Annotated in this window: 20 protein-coding genes; 4 read left to right on the top strand and 16 right to left on the bottom strand. The window is 69.8% G+C overall.

Annotation, left to right across the window (positions count from 1 at the left end; translation table 11 throughout):
• Positions 1-123: 123 nt before the first annotated feature.
• The 4 genes from groL to NBG84_RS38815 all read right to left on the bottom strand — a co-directional run bounded on the left by groL (position 124) and on the right by NBG84_RS38815 (position 4,314).
• Positions 124-1,749, bottom strand: coding sequence for a chaperonin GroEL (gene groL, locus NBG84_RS38830; RefSeq protein WP_250924441.1), 1,626 nt, complete (start codon positions 1,747-1,749; stop codon positions 124-126).
• A 132-nt stretch (positions 1,750-1,881) separates the two neighbouring features.
• Positions 1,882-2,190: a co-chaperone GroES gene (groES, locus tag NBG84_RS38825; RefSeq protein WP_017949608.1), complete on the bottom strand. Its 309-nt coding sequence runs from the start codon at positions 2,188-2,190 to the stop codon at positions 1,882-1,884.
• Between the two features lie 365 nt (positions 2,191-2,555).
• Complete coding sequence (locus NBG84_RS38820; RefSeq protein ID WP_250924440.1) at positions 2,556-2,906, bottom strand: hypothetical protein; 351 nt, start codon at positions 2,904-2,906, stop codon at positions 2,556-2,558.
• Between the two features lie 520 nt (positions 2,907-3,426).
• Positions 3,427-4,314 (bottom strand): polysaccharide deacetylase family protein, encoded by an 888-nt coding sequence (locus NBG84_RS38815; protein ID WP_250924444.1) that lies wholly within the window; start codon positions 4,312-4,314, stop codon positions 3,427-3,429.
• Between the two features lie 250 nt (positions 4,315-4,564).
• Here NBG84_RS38815 and NBG84_RS38810 point away from each other — a divergent pair, with 250 nt between their 5' ends.
• Positions 4,565-5,755: a class I SAM-dependent methyltransferase gene (locus tag NBG84_RS38810; protein WP_250924443.1), complete on the top strand. Its 1,191-nt coding sequence runs from the start codon at positions 4,565-4,567 to the stop codon at positions 5,753-5,755.
• Positions 5,756-5,786: 31 nt separating this feature from the next.
• Here the strand turns inward: NBG84_RS38810 and NBG84_RS38805 are convergent, their stop codons facing one another.
• Positions 5,787-8,297: a glycoside hydrolase family 3 protein gene (locus NBG84_RS38805; RefSeq protein WP_250924439.1), complete on the bottom strand. Its 2,511-nt coding sequence runs from the start codon at positions 8,295-8,297 to the stop codon at positions 5,787-5,789.
• Between the two features lie 107 nt (positions 8,298-8,404).
• On the opposite strand from NBG84_RS38805, the gene NBG84_RS38800 reads away from it, so the two are divergent.
• Positions 8,405-8,974 carry a TetR/AcrR family transcriptional regulator gene (locus NBG84_RS38800; protein WP_250924438.1) on the top strand — a complete coding sequence of 190 codons (570 nt, stop codon included), beginning with the start codon at positions 8,405-8,407 and terminating at the stop codon, positions 8,972-8,974.
• A gap of 28 nt (positions 8,975-9,002) precedes the next feature.
• Here NBG84_RS38800 and NBG84_RS38795 read toward each other — a convergent pair whose 3' ends face one another.
• The 3 genes from NBG84_RS38795 to NBG84_RS38785 all read right to left on the bottom strand — a co-directional run bounded on the left by NBG84_RS38795 (position 9,003) and on the right by NBG84_RS38785 (position 12,349).
• Complete coding sequence (locus NBG84_RS38795; protein ID WP_250924437.1) at positions 9,003-10,262, bottom strand: RNA polymerase sigma factor; 1,260 nt, start codon at positions 10,260-10,262, stop codon at positions 9,003-9,005.
• 46 nt (positions 10,263-10,308) lie between these two features.
• Positions 10,309-10,665 carry a YciI family protein gene (locus NBG84_RS38790; RefSeq protein WP_250924436.1) on the bottom strand — a complete coding sequence of 119 codons (357 nt, stop codon included), beginning with the start codon at positions 10,663-10,665 and terminating at the stop codon, positions 10,309-10,311.
• Between the two features lie 205 nt (positions 10,666-10,870).
• On the bottom strand, positions 10,871-12,349 hold the full coding sequence (locus NBG84_RS38785; RefSeq protein ID WP_250924435.1) for an MFS transporter: 1,479 nt from the start codon (positions 12,347-12,349) through the stop codon (positions 10,871-10,873).
• 81 nt (positions 12,350-12,430) lie between these two features.
• Between NBG84_RS38785 and NBG84_RS38780 the strand changes: the two genes are divergently transcribed.
• Positions 12,431-13,156, top strand: coding sequence for a TetR/AcrR family transcriptional regulator (locus NBG84_RS38780; protein WP_250924434.1), 726 nt, complete (start codon positions 12,431-12,433; stop codon positions 13,154-13,156).
• Positions 13,157-13,240: 84 nt separating this feature from the next.
• Here NBG84_RS38780 and NBG84_RS38775 read toward each other — a convergent pair whose 3' ends face one another.
• The 4 genes from NBG84_RS38775 to tsaB are packed head-to-tail and all read right to left on the bottom strand — an operon-like array spanning position 13,241 to position 15,790.
• On the bottom strand, positions 13,241-13,522 hold the full coding sequence (locus NBG84_RS38775) for a hypothetical protein (RefSeq protein ID WP_250924433.1): 282 nt from the start codon (positions 13,520-13,522) through the stop codon (positions 13,241-13,243).
• On the bottom strand, positions 13,519-14,640 hold the full coding sequence (gene tsaD, locus NBG84_RS38770; protein ID WP_250924432.1) for a tRNA (adenosine(37)-N6)-threonylcarbamoyltransferase complex transferase subunit TsaD: 1,122 nt from the start codon (positions 14,638-14,640) through the stop codon (positions 13,519-13,521). Before tsaD ends, NBG84_RS38775 begins: the two co-directional genes overlap by 4 nt.
• The gene (rimI, locus tag NBG84_RS38765) at positions 14,640-15,107 is read right to left on the bottom strand and encodes a ribosomal protein S18-alanine N-acetyltransferase (protein WP_250924442.1); all 468 of its coding nucleotides are present in this window, start codon (positions 15,105-15,107) and stop codon (positions 14,640-14,642) included. Before rimI ends, tsaD begins: the two co-directional genes overlap by 1 nt.
• 29 nt (positions 15,108-15,136) lie before the next feature.
• Entirely contained in the window at positions 15,137-15,790 is a 654-nt protein-coding gene (gene tsaB, locus NBG84_RS38760) for a tRNA (adenosine(37)-N6)-threonylcarbamoyltransferase complex dimerization subunit type 1 TsaB (protein WP_250924431.1), read from the bottom strand.
• 125 nt (positions 15,791-15,915) lie between these two features.
• On the opposite strand from tsaB, the gene NBG84_RS38755 reads away from it, so the two are divergent.
• Complete coding sequence (locus tag NBG84_RS38755; RefSeq protein ID WP_250924430.1) at positions 15,916-16,467, top strand: L,D-transpeptidase; 552 nt, start codon at positions 15,916-15,918, stop codon at positions 16,465-16,467.
• Positions 16,468-16,656: 189 nt separating this feature from the next.
• Here the strand turns inward: NBG84_RS38755 and NBG84_RS41300 are convergent, their stop codons facing one another.
• The 4 genes from NBG84_RS41300 to alr all read right to left on the bottom strand — a co-directional run bounded on the left by NBG84_RS41300 (position 16,657) and on the right by alr (position 20,104).
• The gene (locus NBG84_RS41300) at positions 16,657-16,890 is read right to left on the bottom strand and encodes a hypothetical protein (RefSeq protein WP_308312159.1); all 234 of its coding nucleotides are present in this window, start codon (positions 16,888-16,890) and stop codon (positions 16,657-16,659) included.
• A gap of 232 nt (positions 16,891-17,122) precedes the next feature.
• On the bottom strand, positions 17,123-17,632 hold the full coding sequence (tsaE, locus tag NBG84_RS38750; protein WP_250924429.1) for a tRNA (adenosine(37)-N6)-threonylcarbamoyltransferase complex ATPase subunit type 1 TsaE: 510 nt from the start codon (positions 17,630-17,632) through the stop codon (positions 17,123-17,125).
• 11 nt (positions 17,633-17,643) lie between these two features.
• Positions 17,644-18,855, bottom strand: a complete 1,212-nt coding sequence (locus NBG84_RS38745) for an alpha/beta fold hydrolase (protein WP_250924428.1) — start codon at positions 18,853-18,855, stop codon at positions 17,644-17,646.
• 13 nt (positions 18,856-18,868) lie between these two features.
• Positions 18,869-20,104, bottom strand: a complete 1,236-nt coding sequence (gene alr, locus NBG84_RS38740) for an alanine racemase (protein ID WP_250924427.1) — start codon at positions 20,102-20,104, stop codon at positions 18,869-18,871.
• Positions 20,105-21,401 lie beyond the last annotated feature (1,297 nt).

The following is a 21,401-nucleotide window of genomic DNA, read 5'->3' as shown; positions in this document are numbered from 1 at the left end:
GGTGCTCCCGCGACGGGAGCACCGGGCCCGGCTCTGTACTGGTGTGACCGCTGACGTCAGGCTGGTGTACCACCGGCGGGACGGCTGAGGCCGACCCGCCGGCGCACTACCGGCGCTGATGCGTCAGTGGGAGTGGCCGTGACCGCCGTGACCGGAGTCGCCCTCGTCGTCGGCCGGCTTCTCGACGACCAGGGTCTCGGTCGTGAGCAGCAGGGAGGCGATGGAAGCGGCGTTCTCCAGGGCGGAGCGGGTGACCTTGACCGGGTCGATGACGCCGGCCTTCACCAGGTCGCCGTACTCGCCGGTCGCGGCGTTGAAGCCCTGACCCTTCTCCAGCTCGGCGACCTTGGAGGTGATGACATAGCCCTCCAGGCCGGCGTTCTCCGCGATCCAGCGCAGCGGCTCGACGGCGGCGCGGCGGACGACGGCGACACCGGTGGCCTCGTCACCCGTCTTGCCGAGGTTGCCCTCCAGCACCTTGACGGCGTGGACGAGCGCGGAGCCACCACCGGAGACGATGCCCTCCTCGACCGCGGCGCGGGTCGCGGAGATGGCGTCCTCCAGACGGTGCTTCTTCTCCTTCAGCTCCACCTCAGTGGCGGCGCCGACGCGGATCACACACACACCACCGGCGAGCTTCGCGAGGCGCTCCTGGAGCTTCTCGCGGTCCCAGTCGGAGTCGGTGGAGTCGATCTCGGCCTTGATCTGGTTGACCCGGCCCGCGATGTCGCCGGCGTTGCCGCCGCCATCGACGATGACCGTGTCGTCCTTGCTGATCGTGACGCGGCGGGCGGAGCCCAGCACGTCCAGACCGGCCTGGTCGAGCTTGAGGCCGACCTCTTCGGAGATGACGGTGGCACCGGTGAGGGTGGCCATGTCCTGGAGCATCGCCTTGCGGCGGTCACCGAAGCCGGGAGCCTTGACGGCCACGGCGTTGAACGTGCCGCGGATCTTGTTCACCACGAGGGTGGAGAGGGCTTCGCCCTCGACGTCCTCGGCGATGACCAGCAGCGGCTTGGAGCCACCCGACTGGATGACCTTCTCCAGCAGCGGAAGCAGGTCCTGGATGGAGGAGATCTTCCCCTGGTTGATCAGGATGTACGGGTCGTCGAGGACGGCCTCCATACGCTCCTGGTCGGTCACCATGTACGGGGAGAGGTAGCCCTTGTCGAAGGCCATGCCCTCGGTGAAGTCGAGCTCCAGGCCGAAGGTGTTGGACTCCTCGACGGTGATGACACCGTCCTTGCCCACCTTGTCCATGGCCTCGCCGATCAGCTCACCGACCTGCTGGTCCTGAGCGGAGAGGGCGGCGACGGCGGCGATGTCGGCCTTGTCCTCGATCGGGCGGGCGGTCGCGAGCAGCTCCTCGGACACGGCCTTGACGGCCGCGTCGATCCCCTTCTTCAGGGAGGCCGGGGAGGCGCCGGCCGCCACATTGCGCAGGCCCTCGCGGACCAGCGCCTGGGCGAGCACGGTGGCGGTGGTGGTGCCGTCACCCGCGATGTCGTTGGTCTTGGTCGCCACTTCCTTGACCAGCTGGGCGCCAAGGTTCTCGTACGGGTCGTCGAGCTCGACCTCGCGCGCGATCGTGACACCGTCGTTGGTGATGGTGGGGGCGCCGAACTTCTTGTCGATGACGACATTGCGGCCACGGGGGCCGATCGTCACCTTCACGGTGTCGGCAAGCTTGTTGACGCCGCGCTCAAGGGCGCGACGGGCGTCCTCGTCGAACTTCAGGATCTTCGCCATGGGAGCGTTTCAGTCCTCTTCTGAGACGAACTGCGCCCCCAGCGCCCGGATATGAATGTCAGCGGGGGGCCAGGGGCGCAGTTCAATAACAAACGGGGTACGAAGTGTTCCGGGCAGACCCGGAAACCCGACCTACTTCTCGACGATAGCGAGCACGTCGCGAGCCGAAAGGACGAGGTATTCCTCGCCGCTGTACTTCACCTCGGTGCCGCCGTACTTGCTGTAGAGCACGACATCGCCGGTCTTAACGTCGAGCGGAAGTCGCTCGCCGTTCTCAAAGCGACCCGGACCGACCGCAAGGACGACGCCCTCCTGGGGCTTCTCCTTCGCGGTGTCCGGGATGACCAGGCCAGAGGCCGTGGTCTGCTCGGCGTCGAGCGGCTGGACCACAATGCGGTCTTCAAGCGGCTTGATGGCAACCTTGGAGCTGGTGGTCGTCACGATCCGACCTCCCCCTTCGGAGATCTCACGGGGTTAACTGATCTGAGGTGGCGACCAGGTCGATCCGTCGTCGCGGGTGCCGGACCTGCCTGTCGCTGTGTTGGCACTCTCCGGTGGGGAGTGCCAGAGCCGACACTATGACTGTGATTAGCACTCGGTCAAGCGGAGTGCCAATGCTGGCGGGTCCCCGGAGCTCGGTCCACCCGGCCACCAAAGCCGTCCGCTTGCCCATAAGGCCTGGTCCAGGCGTTGCGGGGGTGGCTGCAAGGGCGTAGCCGACAAGGGAATTCCCGAGCACGTCACACCTGCGGATGACGCGTACCAGCCGGGCCGGACGGCCCGGCGACGCTGCTGCCGTGAACGGGTCAGGGCAGCAGCGCCCGCAGTCCCGTACGGCGAATGCGGTCCAGTAGTCGAGCGGCGGGATCAGCGAAGGCGGTGACCGCGAGGTCGCGCGACTGGCGCTGGGGGCGGCCGTGGGAGCGGCGCTGGGGGTGATGGCGGTCTTGCGGGCCACGGCCGGAGACCAGTGCCCGGGCTCGGGCGGTCGGAAGGCCATCGGGGCGTGCGGCGTCCGGGATGGGTGCAGGCTGGTCGGGGAGCGAGGTCCCGGCCGTCCCTCGGGCCGGGGCTCCAGGTGCGGGGACTCGGGGCGCCGGGGCGGCATTTCGGTCCGGTGGGAACGGGGGCACCACCAGGCTCAGCTGACCACCCACGGCCCGGGGCCCGCCATGCTCCAGAGCGCCACCGACCCGGGCAGGTCGTCCCGGCGGGCGCGACCGCTCCGGGCTCGGCGCCCGAAGGCGTTGGTGAGGCTTCCGGTTTCCGTTCTGCCCTACGGCTCCCGCGGGCGCTCCATCCGCTCCGCGGTCCTGGCCCATGGATCCGGGCCCTTCCGAAGATCCCGGCCGTCCACCGGAGGCGCCCAAGGCTCCTACCGTTCCGCGATGGCCGTGCGCCTCCCGGGACGGATCGGCCCGCTGGACCGCCTTGCGGCCAAGCCGTTCAAAAGGGTCCATGGCAGCGGACGGCCCCAGGGCGGACGCCGCGCATCCGGAACAGGCCAACAGCGCGCCGGACACGGCCGCGACAAGGGCCAGGGTCCGCGGGCGGTCCCGCTGGCCGCGTACCGGCCGCGGTCTACCCATGACCCCGGGCCGTCTCCCGGCCCTCCCCCGCCGCCGCCCCGCACGCCGTCCCACTCATCCGTGGCCCTCGCTCATCCGTGGCCCTCGCTCATACGTAGTCCTCCAGGCGGGCCACGGCGTACCCCTTCTCCGTGACGGTCTTCATCACCTGCCGGATCATGTCGGGCATGGTGCCCTGCCAGTCCTTCCGTCCCCGGAAGTGGGTGAGGATGATGTCGCCGGGGTGCAGGTCCCGGTCCCATTCCCGCCACTCCATGTGGTCGGGGAACGCCTCGGCCGCCCAGAGCGGCACCGCCTTGACGCCACACCCCTGGGCGGCGCGCAGGGTGTCCTGGTTGTAGTTGCCGTACGGCGGACGGAAGAGCGCCGGGCGCTTGCCGTACAGCTTCTGCAGATTGTCCTGCTGGCCGCAGATCTCGCGCCGCTGCGCCTCGTAGGACAGGCCGGGCATATAGCGGTGGTTGAGGGTGTGGTTGTGGAGCGAGACGCCCTGGTCACGCATCTGGCGGAAGTAGCCGTAGTTGTCGTTGATCACGTAGTCGCTGAGGAAGGCGCTGTACGGGATCTGGAGTTCGTCCATCATGCGCAGGAGTTCGGGGTCCTTCTCCGTGCCGTCGTCGATGGTCAGGAAGACGACCCGCTCCGTCACGGGCACCGTGGTGAAGACCGGCGGCAGGGTTTCGCCGTCTTCCACCTCAAAGCCCTTGCGGGTGGTGAGTTGCGGCTTGACCGCGGGTGGCGCGGGAGCCGCCAGCGGGGTGCTGGTGAGCCCCCACTTCCTGGCCGCGGCCACCCGTGCGGCCTGGCTGCGCTTGGCTCGTTCAGCACGGGCGGCCAGCGCGCCGGACGCGCCGGTCCGCTCCTTGGCCTGCTGCCCGGGGTGGGGGCGCGAGCCATCGGGGCCGTGGTCACTTCTGGAGGGCTCAGCGGCACAGGCCGAACCGAGCAGGGCCACCAGCAGCCCGGCCGCGATCATCCGCAGACGTACCCGGGCCCGGGCCCCCCGAGCACGCGCCGATGGTCCGGCGGGCCCAGCACAGGAACGGCCCAGGGAAGCCCCCCGGTCGAGTGGCAGCGGCATGCAACCACCATTCGACTCGATACCTTTAGCAGGATTCTTTACGTTTTGTCCTTTTAGCTGCATGGCGCTGGATACTGTCAGCCCCCATCACCGCGACCGGGGCGACACCGCCGCCGAAGCTGGTCCGTCCCCCGGCTGGCCCACAATGGATCGGGTGAACGACCTCCCTTCCCTCTCCGCGCTCCGCACCGACGAGGGCCAGGCCCTACTCGCCCAGCTGCGCGACCACAGCCCCGCCCAGGAACTGGCGATCGCCACCCGGCTACGGCGTGAGCATCCGCCCGAGCTGGTTTCGGCGGCCCTGGGGCAGGCGCGACTGCGTCAGCGGGCGGTGGCGAAGTTCGGTGCTGAGGACGCGTATCGGATGTACTTCACGTCGAACGGGGTCGAGCAGGCGACCCGCAGATCGGTCGCCGAGTACCGGGCCGCGCGCTTCACCGCGCTCGGTGTGGGCAGCGTCGCCGATCTCTGTAGCGGTATCGGCGGCGACGCGATCGCACTGGCCCGCGCCGGGGTACGGGTGCTGGCCGTGGACCGCGACCCGCTCACGGCGGCCACCGCCCGCGCCAACGCCGAGGCACTGGGTCTTACCGGGCTGATCGAGGTCCGGTGCGCGGATGTGACGGAGACGGACACCAGCCCCTACGACGCGGTCTTCGTCGACCCGGCCCGCAGAGGCGGGCGGGGCAGGATCTTCGACCCGGAGGCCTACTCCCCACCCCTGTCCTGGGCGATCGAAGCCGCCCGCAGCCGCCCGCACGCCGCGCTCAAGATCGCGCCGGGGGTGCCGCACGAACTGGTGCCGGACGACTTCGGCGCGGAGTGGATCTCGGACGGAGGCGATGTGAAGGAGGCGGTGCTCTGGTACGGATCACCCTGGGTCGACGCGACGCCGTCGATCACCGCGACCCTGCTACCCGGCCCGCACTCGCTGCCCTCGCGCGCACTGCCCGACCCGCCCGTACGCCCGCTCGGCCGCTATCTCTACGAGCCCGACGGCGCGGTGATCCGCGCCCATCTGGTCGCCGAGGTCGCGGCGGAGCTGAACGGCGGTCTGATCGACGCGACGATCGCTTACATCACGTCGGACGAACTGCGCCCCACCCCGTTCGCCACCGCGTATGAGATCAGCGATGAACTGCCGTTCAGCCTGAAGAGGCTGAAGGCGCTGCTGCGCACCCGGGAGGTCGGGATTCTCACGGTCAAGAAGCGCGGATCGGCCGTGGAACCGGAGGAGCTGCGCCGCCGGGTCAAGCTGCGGGGACCGAACGCGGCAACGGTGTTTCTGACCAGGGTGGCCGGGGCGCCGACCATGTTGATCGGCGCCCCGGCCTGAGCCGAACGAGTGGCCCCAAGGGGGCGGTGGCTCAGACCTCCAGGGTGGCGGTCAGCCGCTGGTCGTCCAGCGCGTGTGCCGCCTGGACCTGGTAGAAACCGCCCTGGTGGGCCCAGGAGTTCGACTGCTCGTCCCAGATCTCGAAGGCGCGGGGCGGCAGTTCGATCTCCACCTCCACACTGCTTCCCGCCGCCGCCTCGACGGAGGCGAAACCGGCCAGCCAGCGGGCCGGGCGCTCGACCTCGCCGCCAGAGGTCGGGGCGAGATAGATCTGGACGATCTCACGGCCGGTGCGCGAACCGGTGTTGCGTATCCGGACCGCGGCCCGGCCGGGGGTGACCTCCAGGGACTCGTACTCCCAGGTGGTGTAGCCCAGGCCGTGGCCGAAGGCGTAGGCGGGAGTCGTCCCGGCCTTGTCATAGGCGCGATAGCCGATGAACAGGCCTTCCCGGTAGTCGAGTTCGCCGGACTCCGGGACGACCTGGGACACCGGTGCGTCCGCGAAGACGGCCGGCCAGGTGGTGGGCAGCCGTCCGCCCGGCTCGGCCGCTCCGAGCAGCACATCGGCGAGGGCCGCACCGCCCTCCTGCCCGGGGAACCAGCTCAGCAGCACGGCCGCGACATCATCGCGCCAGGGCAGTTCGACCGGGGAGCCCGCGTTGACCACCACGACGGTCCGCGGGTTGACGGCGACGACGGCGCGCACCAGATCGTCCTGACGCCCCGGCAGCCGCAGGTCCTCGCGGTCGAAGCCCTCGGATTCGACGCTCTCGGTGGTGGCGACGACCACGACCGCCACATCGGCGCTCCGCGCGGCCAGTACGGCCTCGGCGATGAGTTCATCGGCGGCCCGCACCGGTTCCTGGTGCAGCAGGGAGACCACGACTCCGGACATCGGCGCCCCGGTGATCTCGGGGACCGTGTAGGACAGCGAGACCTCGACCGGCTCGCCCGCGGTGAGCTGGACGCGGGCCCGCTCGGCGGGCTTGCCGAAGAAGGCCTCAAAGGGGTCGGAGGCCTCTTCGGCCGGCTGTCCGCCGGCCCAGAGCACTTCGCCGTCCACGGTGAGCCGGAAGGCCCCGAGGCCTCGGGTGCCGAAGGTGTGCTCTCCGCTCTCCCGGGGTGTCAGGGTGCCGAGGATCTCCAGGGAGTGGAGGCTTTCGTGGGTGACTCCGGCCGGGAGGTCGTCGCCGATCCACTGGATGTGGCCGGTGGGCAGCCCGCTCTCGCCCAGCAGCCGCCCGCTCTGGTCACGGCAGCGGACGGAGAGGGTGAAGCCCTTGCCGGCGGGGCTGAGTTCATCGCTGGGGTCAGCACCGACCGTGTGGGTCAGCACCCCGTCGGGCAGGGCGGCGGCAAGGCCGTCCAGCGGGGAGACGATCTGCTCGGGGAAGACGGTGGCGGAGCCGCCGCCGAGCACCCGGGCATCGCGCGCGGCCGCCCCGATCAGGGCGACCTCGCGGACCGCGGTCGGGTCGATGGGCAGCACCGGGTCCCCACCGGCCACGGGGTTGTTGCCGAGCAGGACGAAGGAGCGGCGGGCGATCTCATGGGCGAGGGCACGGCCGTCGATGGTGGCGGGGAGTTCGGTGACGGCGGGGCCGGCGCCTTCGAGGACGCCGACGCGGGCGGCGAGCCGCAGTACGTTCCGTACCGCGCCGTCCACGTCGGACTCCTCGACCTCGCCGGAGCGGACGGCGGCGGCCAGGGCCTCGCCGTACACGGTCTGGGGTCCGGGCATGGCCACATCGAGCCCGCCGGTGATGGCGCCCCGGGTGGATCGAGCGGCCAGCCAGTCGGAGACGATGTACCCGTCAAAACCCCATTCGCCGCGGAGAACGGCGTTCTGAAGATAGCGGTGCTCGGTCATCGTTGAGCCGTTGACCTGGTTGTACGCGGCCATGATGCCCCAGGGATGGGCGTTTTTGACGATGGCCTCGAACGGGGCGAGATAGAGCTCACGCAGCGGGCGCGGGGCGACGACATTGTTGACGGTGAAGCGGTCGGTCTCGGCGTCATTGGCCACGAAGTGCTTGACCGTGGTGCCGACTCCCCCGTCCTGGACACCGGCCACATAGCCGGTGCCGATCTCACCCGTCAGATAGGGGTCCTCGGAGTAGCACTCGAAGTGCCGGCCGCCCACCGGCGAGCGATGCAGATTGACCGTCGGGGCGAGCAGTACGTGCACTCCCTTGCGGCGGGCCTCCTGGGCGAGGAGCCGGCCGGCGCGACGGGCGAGCGACGGGTCCCAGGTGGCGGCGAGCGCGGTCGGCGATGGCAGTGCGATGGAGGGGTCGTCCGCGGACCACTGGGTGCCGCGCACCCCGATGGGGCCGTCGGACATCACCAGCGACTCCAGCCCGATCTCGGGGAGCGCCGGCAGCGACCAGACGTCCTGTCCGGCCAGCAGCCGGGCCTTGGCGTCGAGGTCGAGTTTGCCCAGGGCGCTCTCGATGGCATCGATGTAGTCGGGAGCGGGAGCAGATGCGTCAGCCACGGCCGTACCTCTTCCTTGCGGCGCTGAACAGCGGTCGCGATCCATGGTTACCGCATTACCTGTAGAGAAGTAGGGTTTGTGACCTTTTCGTTATTATCAGATGGCGTACGGTCCTCTCAGCAGCGCCGACGCAGGGAAAGGGGCCAGGGGCAATGGCCAGAACCAGAGGCGAGGAACGTCGGGCGGACATCCTGCGCGCCACCCTCGAAGTGATCTCGGAGCGGGGGTACCGAGGCACATCGCTGGGCGCGGTCGCCGAGCGGGTCGGGCTCACCCAGCAGGGCCTGCTGCACTACTTCCCCACCAAGGAAGCCCTGCTCATCGCCGTTCTGGAGGTGCGCGACCAGTGGGACACCGCAGGCGTCCCGCACACACCCGAGACCTGGAACATCGAACTGCTGGCCACCCTGGTGGAGTACAACGCCATGCGGCGGGGGGTCGTCCAGACCTTCTCGGCGCTGCTCGGCGAGAGCGTCGCCGATGACCACCCGGCCCGGGACTTCTTCACCCGCCGCTACGTTCAGACCCGCGAGAGCATGGCAGCCGCTCTCCGGGCCGCCTTCGGGGAGGAGCTCGCGGGCGGGCTCACCCCGGAGCAGGCGGCACCGCTGCTGACGGCGGTCATGGACGGTCTGCAGTACCAGTGGCTGCTGGACCCGGAGGCGGTCGACATGAGCGCCGCGTTCCGGGATTTCCTGGTGCTGCTGAAGCCGAAGGACTGAGCACCGGCGACCACCGCAGGGGCTGACGCTAGGCGCCCCGATCCGATGCGGCAACTCCCGCTGCCCTCGCCCGCCCCAGCAGCAACTCCCGCTCCTTCTCATTGCGCGTCAGGGCCGCCGCCCGAGCGAACTCCTCCCGCGCCTCGCCGAACCGCTCCAACCGGGCCAGCAGATCCCCGCGCACACTCGGCAGCAGGTGGTACTCCTTCAGCGCCGGCTCCGATACCAGCGCGTCCACCAGGGCCAGCGCCGGCGTCGGGCCGTCCGCCATGGCCACGGCGACCGCCCGGTTCAACTCCACCACCGGGGACGGAACCAGCGCCGCCAGCTGTCCGTACAGGGTGGCGACGGTCCGCCAGTCCGTGTCCTCGTAGCGAACCGCCCGCGCATGGCAGGCGGCGATGGCGGCCTGGAGGGTGTAGGGACCGGGCACATCACCCACCGCGTTCGCCCGGGAGAGGGCGGAGAAGCCCCGGTGGATGAGCAGTTGGTCCCAGCGGGTGCGGATCTGGTCCGCGAGGAGCACCGGTTCACCGTCCGGACCCACCCGGGCGGCGATCCGTGACGCCTGGATCTCGACCAGTGCCACCAAACCATGCACCTCGGGCTCCTGCGGCATCAGCGCGGCCAACACCCGGGCCAGCCGCAGGGCGTCCTCACAGAGCGCGGGCCGTGTCCAGTCGTCGCCCGTGGTCGCCGAGTAACCCTCGTTGAAGATCAGGTAGATGACCTCGAGCACCGAGTCCAGCCGCGCCGACCGGTCCGGCCCGTACGGCACTTCAAAGGCCACCCCGGCCTTCGCCAGCGACCGCTTCGCCCGCACGATCCGCTGGGCCACCGTCGCATCGGCCGTGAGGAAGGCCCGGGCGATCTCCTCGGTGGTCAGTCCGCCCAGGAGCCTGAGGGTGAGCGCGATCCGGGCATCCGTCGACAGGACCGGATGGCATGCCGTGAAGATCAACCGCAGTAGGTCGTCATCGATGTCACCGGGGCCCGACACCTCCGGTGGCGGTACGTCCTCCAGTGTCCGCCCGACCTCCACCAGCTTGCGGGCGTAGTTCTCCTTGCGGCGTACGAGATCGATCGCCCGGTGCTTGGCCGTGGCCATGAGCCAGGCGCCTGGATTATCCGGGACGCCCGACTCCGGCCACTGCTCCAGCGCGGCGACCAGAGCGTCCTGCGCGATCTCCTCGGCGATGCCCACATCCCGCACAATCCGGGCGACACCGGCGATGATGCGCGCCGACTCGATCCTGAATACCGCTTCCACCGCGCCCAGAGTCGTCACCGCTTCATCAGAACAGCAGCGACGGGCGCGGGCAAGCGACGTCGGATCAGTTCTCCGCGATCTGCCTGACCTCGGCGGTCACGGTCCACACATCGTCGTGGACCTGGAGGAACCGCTTGGTCCACTCCACCGCTTCGGCCATGTCCTTGGCCTGGACGATGGAGTAGCCGCCGACGACCTCCTTGCTCTCCGTGAAGGGGCCGTCCGTGTAGCTGAGCTTGCCACCGGAGAAGGTGACCCGGGTGCCATCGGCGCTGGGCGTGAGTCCGGCCGTGTCGAGCATGACTCCCGCCTTGGTGATCTCCTCAAGCAGCGCACCCATGCGCTCGTCCATCTCGGGGCTGTGGCCCCCGGCCGGAATGTTGTTCTCATCGATGCGGATCATCGTCAGAAAGCGCGGCATGGTGACTCCTCGGTTCCTCTGGGTCGGCGGCGGGGTCGTTTCCCCGCCGCTCACCCTTATGTCGAACGGGAGACGACCGGATCGACACCCCACCCAGAATTGTTCTGAGAATCTTCCAGATCGGCCACCGCAGGCTCCGGACCAGCCCGCAGGGACTCGGGACGGGTCCTCGAAAGCACCCCGCGGACCGGCCACCGAGCCCGGTTCACCCGCCCGCCGACACCGGACCGGCCGCCTCGGCCGCGGGCCCGGACACCGACGGTATCCGCGCGGAACCCCCAGCCGATGCCAGCGGCTGATCCCGGCCCGGCAGCAGGACAACCGCTACCAGACAGGCCACCACCAGCAGTCCCGCACACACCCAGTAGGCCGTGCTGTAGCCGTTCGCCAGCGCCGCGGCCCCGCCTCCGGTGCCGCCGACCGAGGCGGCGACGGTCACCAGGATCGCCAGCCCCAGCGAGCCGCCGATCTGACGGGAGCTGTTGAGCAACCCCGAAGCCATGCCCGCCTCCGTCGATATGACGTCCTTGGTCGCCGCGGTGCCCAGCGGGATGAAGCACAGCCCGATGCCCACGCTGCCCAGCAGCGACGGCCACAGGATGGAGTAGGCGAAGCTCCCATCCGGTACCGCGGTGAGGGCGAACCCGGCGACCCCAGCGGCGCCCAGCAGTCCACCCGCGACCAGCAGCAGACGGATGCCGACGACCGCGACGGCCCTGGTGCCGATCAGCGAGCCGGCCACCACTCCCGCGCAGAAGGGCAGGAACGCCACACCCGTCGTCGAAGCCCCGTACTCCAGCACCTGCTGCATATAGAGCGAGCAGAAGTAGAAGGACGCGAACTGCGCCGAACTCAGGAGCAGCGAGAAGAGGTTCGCACCGAGCACCGGGCGGTTCGCCAGGAGCCCCAGCCGCAGCAGGGGCTGCCGTACCCGCCGTTCGACCAGGGCGAAGGCGATGAGCAGGGCGGCGGAGGCGCTCAGCGTCAGCAGCGTGCTCGGTGCGCCCCAGCCGGCGTCCTCGGTGCGGGTCACGCCGAGGACGAGCAGCGACATTCCTCCGGTGACCAGCAGCGCCCCGGCGATATCGAGTCGGGGCGCGCTGCCGCGCTCGGGTGCCGCCGGCAGCGCCGCGCGGACCACACCGAAGAGGGCGAAGACCACGATGGGTACGTTGACCAGCATCACCGCCCGCCAACCTGCCGCATCGGTGAGCAGCCCGCCCGCCAGTACGCCGAAGGCGCCGCCCGCCGCACCGGCCATGCCCCAGAGGCCGAGCGCCTTGGAGCGCTCGGGGCCCGGTGGGTAGGTGACGGTGATCAGGGTGAAGGCGCCGGGTGCGAGGGCCGCCGCGCCGATGCCCTGGGCCGCGCGGGCGGCGATCAACTGGCCGGGGGACTGGACGAGACCGCCGATCAGGCTTGCCGCACCGAAGATCACCAGCCCGGCGATCAGGATGCGGCGGCGGCCCGCGATATCGGTGAGCCGGCCGCCGAGCATCAGCAACCCGCCGAAGGTGAGCGCATAGGCGCCGACCACCCATTGCAGGCCGTCGGGTGTGAAGCCGAGGTCATCGCGCATATCGGGCAGCGCCACATTGACGACGGACATGTCCAGCGCCACCAGGAACTGCACGATCAGCGCCACCGTCAATACCCAGCGCGTAAGCCGCGCCTGGTCGTTCATGGGTTCCCCTTCCCGGTATGCCCTGGGCAGGACCGCACATTACTATACGCGTATAGAAAATAGGAGCGGGAGAATGAGCAGGTGGCAGCAGAGCAGAAACCCCCGGGCGACGCCCGGGCCAAGCGCGCCGTCGGGCGCCCCCGCCGACTTGACCCCGAGACGATCGTGGCCACCGCGCGGCGCATCATCGAGGAGGAGGGCGTGGCGGCCCTCTCCATGCGTCGGGTGGCCAGGGAGGTCGGCGTTACCCCGATGGCGCTCTACCACCATGTCCGGGACAAGGACGAGTTGCTGATGCTCACGCTCTCGGGGACAGCGGCCACCTTCCCGCGCCCCGAGCTGCCGGCCGATCCGCGCGAGAGACTGATCGATGTCTCAGTGCATATGCACCAGGTGCTGGAGCAGCTCCCCTGGGTGCTGGAGATCCTCGCGCTGGGCGATCTCACCGACAAGGGCGCGCTCTGGATGGTCGAGGAGATCCTCGCGTCCTCGATCGCCTGCGGGCTGAGCCCCGAGCAGGCCGTACGGGCCTACCGGACCATCTGGCACTTCGTCTACGGGAATCTGGTCTTCACCGCGGCGATGGCCCGGCGCGCGGCGGAACCGGAGCGTCAGTGGAACTTCCCCACCATGCTGACCGACGAGGACGCCGCACAGCTGCCACGGCTGACCGAGTTGGCCTCCCGGTGGGACAAGGTCGGGGAGTACGACATCCGGGAGCAGTTGGCGGCGATCATCGATGGGCTGCTGAGCCGAGCCGAGAGGCCGCAACCGGGTGGGGGGTCGACATCGCAGCCGGTCGACTAGCCGGGGCCTGCTTCTCGGAGCTTTCGGGAGCTTGGCCCCTCGGTGCCGTCTCCAGCCGCTCCCCGGCGGGCCGACCGACTGGCGTCAGCCGCCGTCCGTCCCCAGGGACTCGAACCGCCATCGGTGCACCGGCCTGGTGATCAGGTCCGCCGCCGGCTCGGGCAGCTCGGGAACCGGTGCTCCCGGGTCCGTCACCGCCCACCAGGTGATCACCAGCACTCGGTCCTGTGACGCCCGGAAGGACTCGCGACGCAGTGGCTCAACGGCCAGTTCCTGCGCGCGCGCCCACTCCAGCAGCTCCACACCCCGGCCGCGCACCGCCCGGGCCTCCCACATCATCGCCACCACGGTCGACTCGGAGCTCATGAGTACAGATTGTCCTTGCTGATCTCATGCACATGGTCGTGGTCATGACCGTGCCCGTGTGCGTGCCCATGGGATGCACCGGGCACATGGGGGTCGGTCACCGGCAATGAGGAGTCCGCGGACAGTTCCAGGTCGGAGGCGGGCCGGTTGCGGGCCACCATCTCCGCCCCGAGGGCGGCCACCATCGCGCCGTTGTCCGTACAGAGCCCCGGCCGGGGTACCCGCAGGCGAATGCCCGCCCGTTCGCAACGCTCCGTGGCCAGTGCTCGCAGCCGTGAGTTGGCCGCCACACCGCCGCCGATCATCAGATGGTCGACGCCCTCGTCCACACAGGCCCGTACGGCCTTGCGGGTCAGTACGTCGACGACCGCCTCCTGGAAGGAGGCCGCCACATCGCGGACCGGAACTTCCTCGCCCGCGGCCCGCTTGGCCTCGATCCAGCGCGCCACCGCCGTCTTCAGCCCGGAGAAGGAGAAGTCATACGCGGGGTCTCGCGAGCCACTGAGTCCGCGCGGGAACGCGATGGCCCGGGCATCGCCCTCCTTCGCCAACCGGTCGATCACCGGACCGCCGGGGAAGCCGAGGTTCAGCACCCGGGCGATCTTGTCGAACGCCTCGCCCGCCGCGTCGTCGATCGTCGCGCCCAGTGGCCGTACATCGCTGGTGATGTCCGGCGCGAGCAGCAGGGACGAGTGGCCGCCGGAAACCAGCAGCGCCATCGTCGGCTCGGGCAGCTTGCCGTGTTCCAACTGGTCGACGCAGATATGGGAGGCGAGGTGGTTGACGCCGTAGAGCGGTTTGCCGAGGGCATAGGCGTAGGCCTTGGCAGCCGAGACCCCCACCAGCAGCGCGCCCGCGAGCCCGGGGCCCGCGGTGACCGCGATCCCGTCAAGATCACGGGCCGAGACGCCCGCTTCTTTCAGTGCGCGCTCGATGGTGGGAACCATCGCCTCCAGATGCGCTCGGGAGGCGATCTCCGGCACCACCCCGCCGAAGCGGGCATGGGTGTCGACACTGGAGGCGATCGCGTCGGCGAGCAGTGTGGTGCCGCGCACGATGCCGACACCGGTCTCGTCGCAGGAGGTCTCGATGCCCAGTACGAGCGGTTCGTCAACCATCAGTGAACATTCCCTTGCAGATGGAGCCGCATGACGAGCGCGTCGACATTGCCGGGCTTGTAGTAGCCGCGACGGAATCCAACGGGCTCGAAGCCGAAGCGCTCGTACAACTTCTGGGCCCTGGTGTTGTCCACCCGTACTTCGAGGAAGACCTCGTCGCACTCGAAGGCGGTGGCGTGCTGGAGCAGATCGGTGAGCAGCCGGGAGCCCAATCCGGTCCCCTGCTGCGTGGGGGCCACGGCGATCGTCTGGACGTCGCCTAGGTCACCGGCCGCGGCGAGCCCCGCATATCCCACGATCTCACCCGCACCGCTGTCCGTGCCCAGTTCGGCGACGACATAGCGACGGGTGGCCCGGGGTCCGCGCGCATGCGCCAGCTCGGACCAGAACATCCCGGGGGACCAGGCGTCTTCGGGGAAGAGCCGCTGCTCCAGGTCGAGTACGGGCTCAAGGTCCCACCAGCGCATCTCGCGCAGTACGGGTTCCGGTGCGGCGGTCACTTCGGGGTGACCACCTTGTAGTTCTTCGGCACCTGCGCATCCGGCCTGCGCAGATAGAGCGGCTGCGGCGGCAGGAACTCCTCGCCGGCGGCCAGCTTCTCCACGGCGAGACAGGCGAGCGCGCCCGCCGATACGTGTTCGGGGTCGCGGGCGTCCAGGAACGTCTCGGGATAGAGCCGCGCGCCGGCACCGACGGCGGGCAGACCCGCGACCTGCCCGGCGATATCGGCCGGCCGGTCAACGGCCGGTTCACCGACGCGCTGGCGCGGGGAGTCATAGCGCGCCCAGTACACCTCTTTGCGGCGGGCGTCCGTCGCCACCACGAAGGGGCCGTCCAGAGAACTGGCGTAGGCGAGGCCATCGAGCGTGCACAGTCCGTACACCGGCACCCCCAGCGCCGAACCGAAGGTGGCAGCGGTCACCAGACCCACCCGAAGGCCGGTGTAGGGGCCGGGGCCGACCCCGGTCACCACGGCCGTGACGGAATCGATCTTCACACCGGCCTCGGCGAGTACCCGATCGATGGCGGGCAACAGCAGTTCACCGTGCCTGCGGGCGTCCACACTGCTGGACTCGGCGACGACGGAGTGACCGTCGTGCAGCGCGGCGGTGACGGCGGGAGTGGCGGTATCCACGGCAAGCAAGAGCACGCGAACAGCCTACGGCTCCCGCGCCGCAGGCACGGCGCCCCGTCCCTGAGGGGCCATGGCTGCTACCGTCGCCCCGGAAGACGTTCATCCGAAGAACTGACACAACATACCGAGAGGTGAGCACGGTGGCACGGAGCAGCTCGGGACTGGTAGCCGGGCTCACGGCAGCCGCCCTGACCGCCGTCTGTTTCCTCGCCTACCAGGCATCGGCGAGCGCCCCGGCCAGCACCGGCAAACCGCGCACCCCCAACGCGCCGGCCATCACCAAGAGCCCGCAGGAGAAGCGGAAGGACCCGCTGGCTCTTCCCTTGACATCGGGCACCGGACTGCGGGTGGTGTACGCGCTCAAGGAGCGCCGTGTCTGGCTGGTCGACGCTGGTAGCAAGGTCAACAAGACCTTCCCGGTCATGCCGTCGACGGTCAACCCGCCGCCCGGCTCATACACCGTGACCTCACGATCCGGCCAGGTGGCGGGCTCGGACGGGGTCGCGATCGAGCATGTGGTGCGGTTTGCGAGCGTGGGCGATATCTCGATCGGCTTCAGCGCGGCGGTGGACGGGACGATGGCCACTCCGAACCCGTCGAAGAAGACCGGCGGCGTACGGATGAAGCGGGCGGACGGGGACGCGATGTGGCGCTTCGCCACCATCGGCACCAAGGTGGTCGTGGTCCCCTAGCCACCGCGGCCGGGCGACGGCGCCCCTGTTCGGTGTTCTCCTGAGGGGCCGACCTTCGTGGCTCCGGCCCGGGACCCCATGGCCCCGCGCGGTCCGGCTGTGCTGTTCCCGTTACGCGCGACTGTTCGCCCACCGCATGCGACCGCACCCCCGATGGCACGCCCCCCGGGGGTGCATCACCCGTATGGGTTACGCGGCGTCGCGCCTCTCACCGCTCCGGGAGACCGAGGGCATCCCGGGATCTCTCTCGCGCGGTGGAGTGGAGACCGCCTCCGCCGCCGCACACGACGCCAGCAGCTCACGCATCGACGGGGCTGCTGGCCGGGTCCGCGCGGACCCGGCGGACGAGGCCGATGAAAACACCGTCAGCGGCTCGGCAGTGGACTGCTGCGACGGTGGGAACTCGCGCTCGGACGCCGGCATGGTGCCTCCTGGGTCGCCGGGGGGCAGGCTGGTTAGGTAGACCTAACCACGCCTCCGTGCCATGTGACCACGCTCGGCACGGCATGCGCAACATTTTGCCGACGCCTTGTCGGAATATCCACCGTACGACCAACAAGGTCACGCGATCCGCGGTGGAGAACAGCGGTACGTAGAGAAAGGGGCGGTACGTAGCGAAACGGATGGAGAGAGTGAGCGCCCCGGAGGCCGTGGATCAGGCCCCGCCGAGATCGACTCCGGCCCAGCGCGGCCCATGCCCCACCAGAGTCACCTGGCGCCGATCGTCGTCCGTGTCCCCGACGATCCGGTGGATCAGGACATGCAGCCGGTCGTCCGAGAGGTCCTCGACCTTCCCGTCCCCCCACTCCACGACCACCACCGAATCCGGCAGCGAGACATCGAGGTCCAGGTCCTCCATCTCGTCCAAGCCCCCGCCCAGCCGGTAGGCGTCCACATGCACCAGGGCCGGACCGCCGATCAGCGACGGATGGACCCGGGCGATGACAAAGGTGGGCGAGGTGACCGCGCCGCGCACTCCGAGCCCCTCCCCCAGGCCTCTGGTGAGGGTCGTCTTCCCCGCACCCAGCTCGCCGGTGAGCATCACCAGATCGCCCGGGCGCAGCAGCTTCGCCAGCCGGCGTCCGAGATCCTGCATCTGTTGGGGGGAGTCAGCGGCGATATGTGCGACTGCGGTTCCAGCCGCCGCGCTCTGCGGTGCTTCCATACGCGCCAACGTTAGCCGCTGCCCGCGCCACTCACGTCTGCCGTCTCAGGCACCGCGCCGACCCGTGCCAAGAGGTCGGCCAACCGGTCCGTGACCGCTTCCGGATGCTCCAGCATCACCAGATGGCCGGCGTCGGGCACGATCACCAGCTCCGCGTCCGGCAGCAGATCGGCGATCGCCTCGCTGTGGCCACTGGGAGTGACCAGATCCCGATCACCCGCCAGCACCAGGACCGGCACATCGGCGAACACCGGAAGAGCAGCCGCTTTGTCGTGCTCGTCGAAGGCCGGATAGAACTCCGCGACCACGTCGATCGGCGTGGCCTCGATCATCCGCTCGGCGAACCGGGCCACGGCCGGATCCACGTCCCGAGAGGAGAACGAGTACTTCTTGATCAGACCGGCAAAGAGATCAGCGGTGGCCCGCCGCCCCCGCTCCACGAGCTCCGCCTGTGAACCAAGTGCCCTCAGCACACCGGGCAGCACCCTGCGTACGGCATTGACACCAGCGACCGGCAGACCGTAGTTGACCTCGCCGAGCCGCCCGCTCGACGTACCGACGAACGCGGCGCCGACCACCCGTTCCTCGACCAGCTCAGGGAACTGGTCGGCTAGCGCCATCACCGTCATCCCGCCCATTGAGTGCCCCACCAACACCAGGGGCCCCTCAGGTGCTGCGGCTTCGATGACCGCCTTGAGGTCATGGCCCAACTGGTTGATGGAGACCGGTACCCGATCGGGCCCCGACTGAGCGCTCCCACGAGCCGAGCGGCCATGACTGCGCTGATCCCAGTAGACGGTACGCACCAGACCGCGCAGCGCGGCCCGCTGAAAGTGCCAGGAGTCCTGGTTGAGGCAGTAGCCATGGCTGAAGACGACGGTGACCGGCGCGGGAGCCTTACGGCCGAAGTGCCTGCGCCGACGCGGGCCGGCAGCCCCCGGATCGATCTCGTCGATCTCGTAGTAGAGCTGGGTACCGTCATTGGCGAGCGCCCTGCCGGGGGTGCCGCGCAGGGCGCCGTAGGGGCCCGAGGCGTCCAGCGCCAGCCGGGCCTTCTTGCGCATACCGCGGCCGACGGTGAGCCGCTCAATGGCGACACCAGCAGCCGCTCCCGCGGCGATCACGCCTATCGCGGCACCGGCGATCGAGGCGCGGCGCCAATGGCCCGTCGAGGCAGCGCTCGCCACCGCCGCGACAGCATCGCCCGTGCTGGTCTCGCTCACCGTGCCGTACTCCCTACTCGACCTGGGTGACGTCCGTGCCCGAACGGCCGGCGTCCTCGTGCAGATATACGCGGGGGACCCTCGCGCCGATGCGGGTGACGATCTCGTACACGATGGTGTCCGCCGACTGCGCCCAATCCTCAGCCGATGGCTCGCCCCGGTCGCCCGGGCCGAACAGCACCGCCTCGGCCCCTTCCTCGATCTTGTGCCCACGCGCCCCGTCGCCCACGCCCCCAACCGGGCCGAGATCCACCACAAACTGATCCATGGCGATCCGCCCGGCTACCCGATGCCACTCGCCACCCACCAGCACCGGGCCACGGCCGGACGCATGACGCGGAATGCCGTCCCCGTATCCGATCGGGATCAGACCGAGCCCTGTCTCCACCGGAGTGACATAGTGGTGCCCGTAACTCACCCCATGGCCGGCAGGTACCTGCTTCACCAGGGCAACGGAGGCCGCCAGGGTCATGACGGGCCTCAGCCCCAACTCCTGATGGGTCCCCAACGCGGGCGCGGGGGAGACTCCGTACATCGCGATACCGGTCCGTACGAGATCGAAGTGCGACTCGGGGAGGGTGAGCGTCGCCGGAGAGTTGGCGATATGCCGCACCTCAGGCTCAACACCCGCCTTCTCCGCATATTCCACAAGCTCACGAAACACCTCAAGCTGGACCGCGATCGACGGATGACCGGGCTCATCGGCACAGGCGAAGTGCGACCACAAACCGGTGACCTTCACCGTGCCCGCCGCCTCCGCGACAAGCGCCGCGGCCACCAACTCGGGCCAGTCCGCGGGCTGACAGCCATTGCGGCCCAACCCCGTATCGGCCTTCAACTGAATACGCGCGACGCGCCCGGCCTCCCGCGCGGCAGCGGTGACCTCCGCAAGTGCCCACATCCCGCTGACCGACATATCAAGATCGGCCTCAACACCCGCACGCCACGGGTCACCCGGCGTCCACAGCCAACACATGATCCGCCCCGGCAACCCCGCGGCGCGCAGCGCGAGGGCCTCCTGAGGCGTGGCAGTCCCCGTCCAACTGGCACCGGCCTCCCGAGCCGCCAGCGCACACGGCAGCGCACCATGCCCGTATCCGTCCGACTTCACCACGGCCATCAGGGCGGAATGGGGAGCACGAGCACGGAGCGAACGCACATTGGCACGCAACGCAGCAAGATCGATCTCGGCACGGGCACGGGGGTGGGGGTGGGTGCCGCCGCGGGGTGGTGGTGGTGTCTGGGTCATCGGGGCCAGTCTCTCAGAGACGGGGAGGGGTGGGGTTTGAGGGGTTTGGGGTGTCCTCACCGGGGGGGTGCCTGTGGCCGGGGCGCGGGGTGCTTGGGCTCGGCGCCCTTGCGTTGGGTGTCCTCACCGGGGTGGGGGTTCCGTCCTCAAGCGCCGGACGGGCTGGGGGTGCTCCCTTGGCGGGGTGCACGCTTCGACGGGGGTGCTTGTGGCCGAGGCACGGGGTCCTTGGGCACGACGCCCTTGTGTCGGGTGTCCTCACCCGGGGTGGAGGGTTCCGTCCTCAAACGCCGGACGGGCTGGGGGTGCCCCCTTGGCGGGGTGCTCGTTTCGACGAGGGGTGCCTGTGGCCGAGGCGCGGGGTGCTTGGGCTGAGCGCCCCCGCGTCGGGTGTCCTCACCGGGGGTGGGGGGTTCCGTCCTCAAACGCCGGACGGGCTGAGGTGGGTCGCCGTGGGCGGGGTGCACGCTCCGACGAGGGATACCTGTGGCCGAGGCACGGGGTCCTCGGGCTCGACGCCCCTGTGTCGGGTGTCCCCACCCGGGGTGGAGGGTTCCGTCCTCAAACGCCGGACAGGCTGAGGGTGCCCCCTGGGCGGGGTGCACGCTCCGACGAGGGATACCCGTGGCCGAGGCACGGGGTCCTCGGGCTGAGCGCCCCCGCGTTGGGTGTCCCCACCCGGGGTGGAGGGTTCCGTCCTCAAACGCCGGACGGGCTGAGGTGGGTCGCCGTGGGGGGTGCTTGTCTTGGTGGGGGCTGCCCGTGCTCAAGGTCGTGGGTTTCCTGTCGTGAGGGTCTTGTCCTTTTGGGGTTGGGGGGTGCTATCGGGGGTGACTCCTCAGCGTCGACGGCCTGATGCGACTCCGAGCCGACAAGGCTGCCTTGCCGTCGATCGCTTCCGGGGACACCCCCTGCGCGCCCCCACGCCCAAGCCTGGTCACTCTGCCCCGGGGTCCCTGTCCTGTGGAGCCGGAAAGGGGGCAACTGCGCGGCTCACACCCAGCCCCCGGCCACCCCAGGGATCTACTCCCCCAGAGGAACACCCCGCCCCCACACCCAAGCCCCGGCCACTCCAACCCAGGGATCTACTCCCCCAGAGGAACACCCCGCCCCCACACCCAAGCCCCGGCCACTCCAACCCAGGGATCTGCTCTCCCAGAGGAACACCGCGCCCCCCACACCCAAGCCCCGGAGACCTCCCTCCCGAAGAAGCGTGACAACGGGACGATGTGAGGTTCCCCCGGGATGCGGGGGGTGGTGATAGCAGGTCAGATGGGTTTTATGAGAGGAACCCAGA

This window comes from Streptomyces albipurpureus (assembly GCF_023701525.1).
GTDB lineage: Bacteria > Actinomycetota > Actinomycetes > Streptomycetales > Streptomycetaceae > Streptomyces > Streptomyces albipurpureus.
Note: the sequence above shows the minus strand (reverse complement) of the source record. Positions and strands in the feature narration are given on the sequence as shown.

Coding starts and splice junctions, on each gene's coding strand:
- groL (WP_250924441.1), bottom strand. CDS start 1,749: ATGGCGAAGATCCTGAAGTTCGACGAGGACGCCCGTCGCGCCCTTGAG.
- NBG84_RS38815 (WP_250924444.1), bottom strand. CDS start 4,314: ATGATCGCGGCCGGGCTGCTGGTGGCCCTGCTCGGTTCGGCCTGTGCC.
- NBG84_RS38810 (WP_250924443.1), top strand. CDS start 4,565: ATGGATCGGGTGAACGACCTCCCTTCCCTCTCCGCGCTCCGCACCGAC.
- NBG84_RS38805 (WP_250924439.1), bottom strand. CDS start 8,297: ATGGATCGCGACCGCTGTTCAGCGCCGCAAGGAAGAGGTACGGCCGTG.
- NBG84_RS38800 (WP_250924438.1), top strand. CDS start 8,405: ATGGCCAGAACCAGAGGCGAGGAACGTCGGGCGGACATCCTGCGCGCC.
- NBG84_RS38790 (WP_250924436.1), bottom strand. CDS start 10,665: ATGCCGCGCTTTCTGACGATGATCCGCATCGATGAGAACAACATTCCG.
- NBG84_RS38785 (WP_250924435.1), bottom strand. CDS start 12,349: ATGAACGACCAGGCGCGGCTTACGCGCTGGGTATTGACGGTGGCGCTG.
- NBG84_RS38775 (WP_250924433.1), bottom strand. CDS start 13,522: ATGAGCTCCGAGTCGACCGTGGTGGCGATGATGTGGGAGGCCCGGGCG.
- tsaD (WP_250924432.1), bottom strand. CDS start 14,640: ATGGTTGACGAACCGCTCGTACTGGGCATCGAGACCTCCTGCGACGAG.
- rimI (WP_250924442.1), bottom strand. CDS start 15,107: ATGCGCTGGTGGGACCTTGAGCCCGTACTCGACCTGGAGCAGCGGCTC.
- NBG84_RS41300 (WP_308312159.1), bottom strand. CDS start 16,890: ATGCCGGCGTCCGAGCGCGAGTTCCCACCGTCGCAGCAGTCCACTGCC.
- tsaE (WP_250924429.1), bottom strand. CDS start 17,632: ATGGAAGCACCGCAGAGCGCGGCGGCTGGAACCGCAGTCGCACATATC.
- alr (WP_250924427.1), bottom strand. CDS start 20,104: ATGACCCAGACACCACCACCACCCCGCGGCGGCACCCACCCCCACCCC.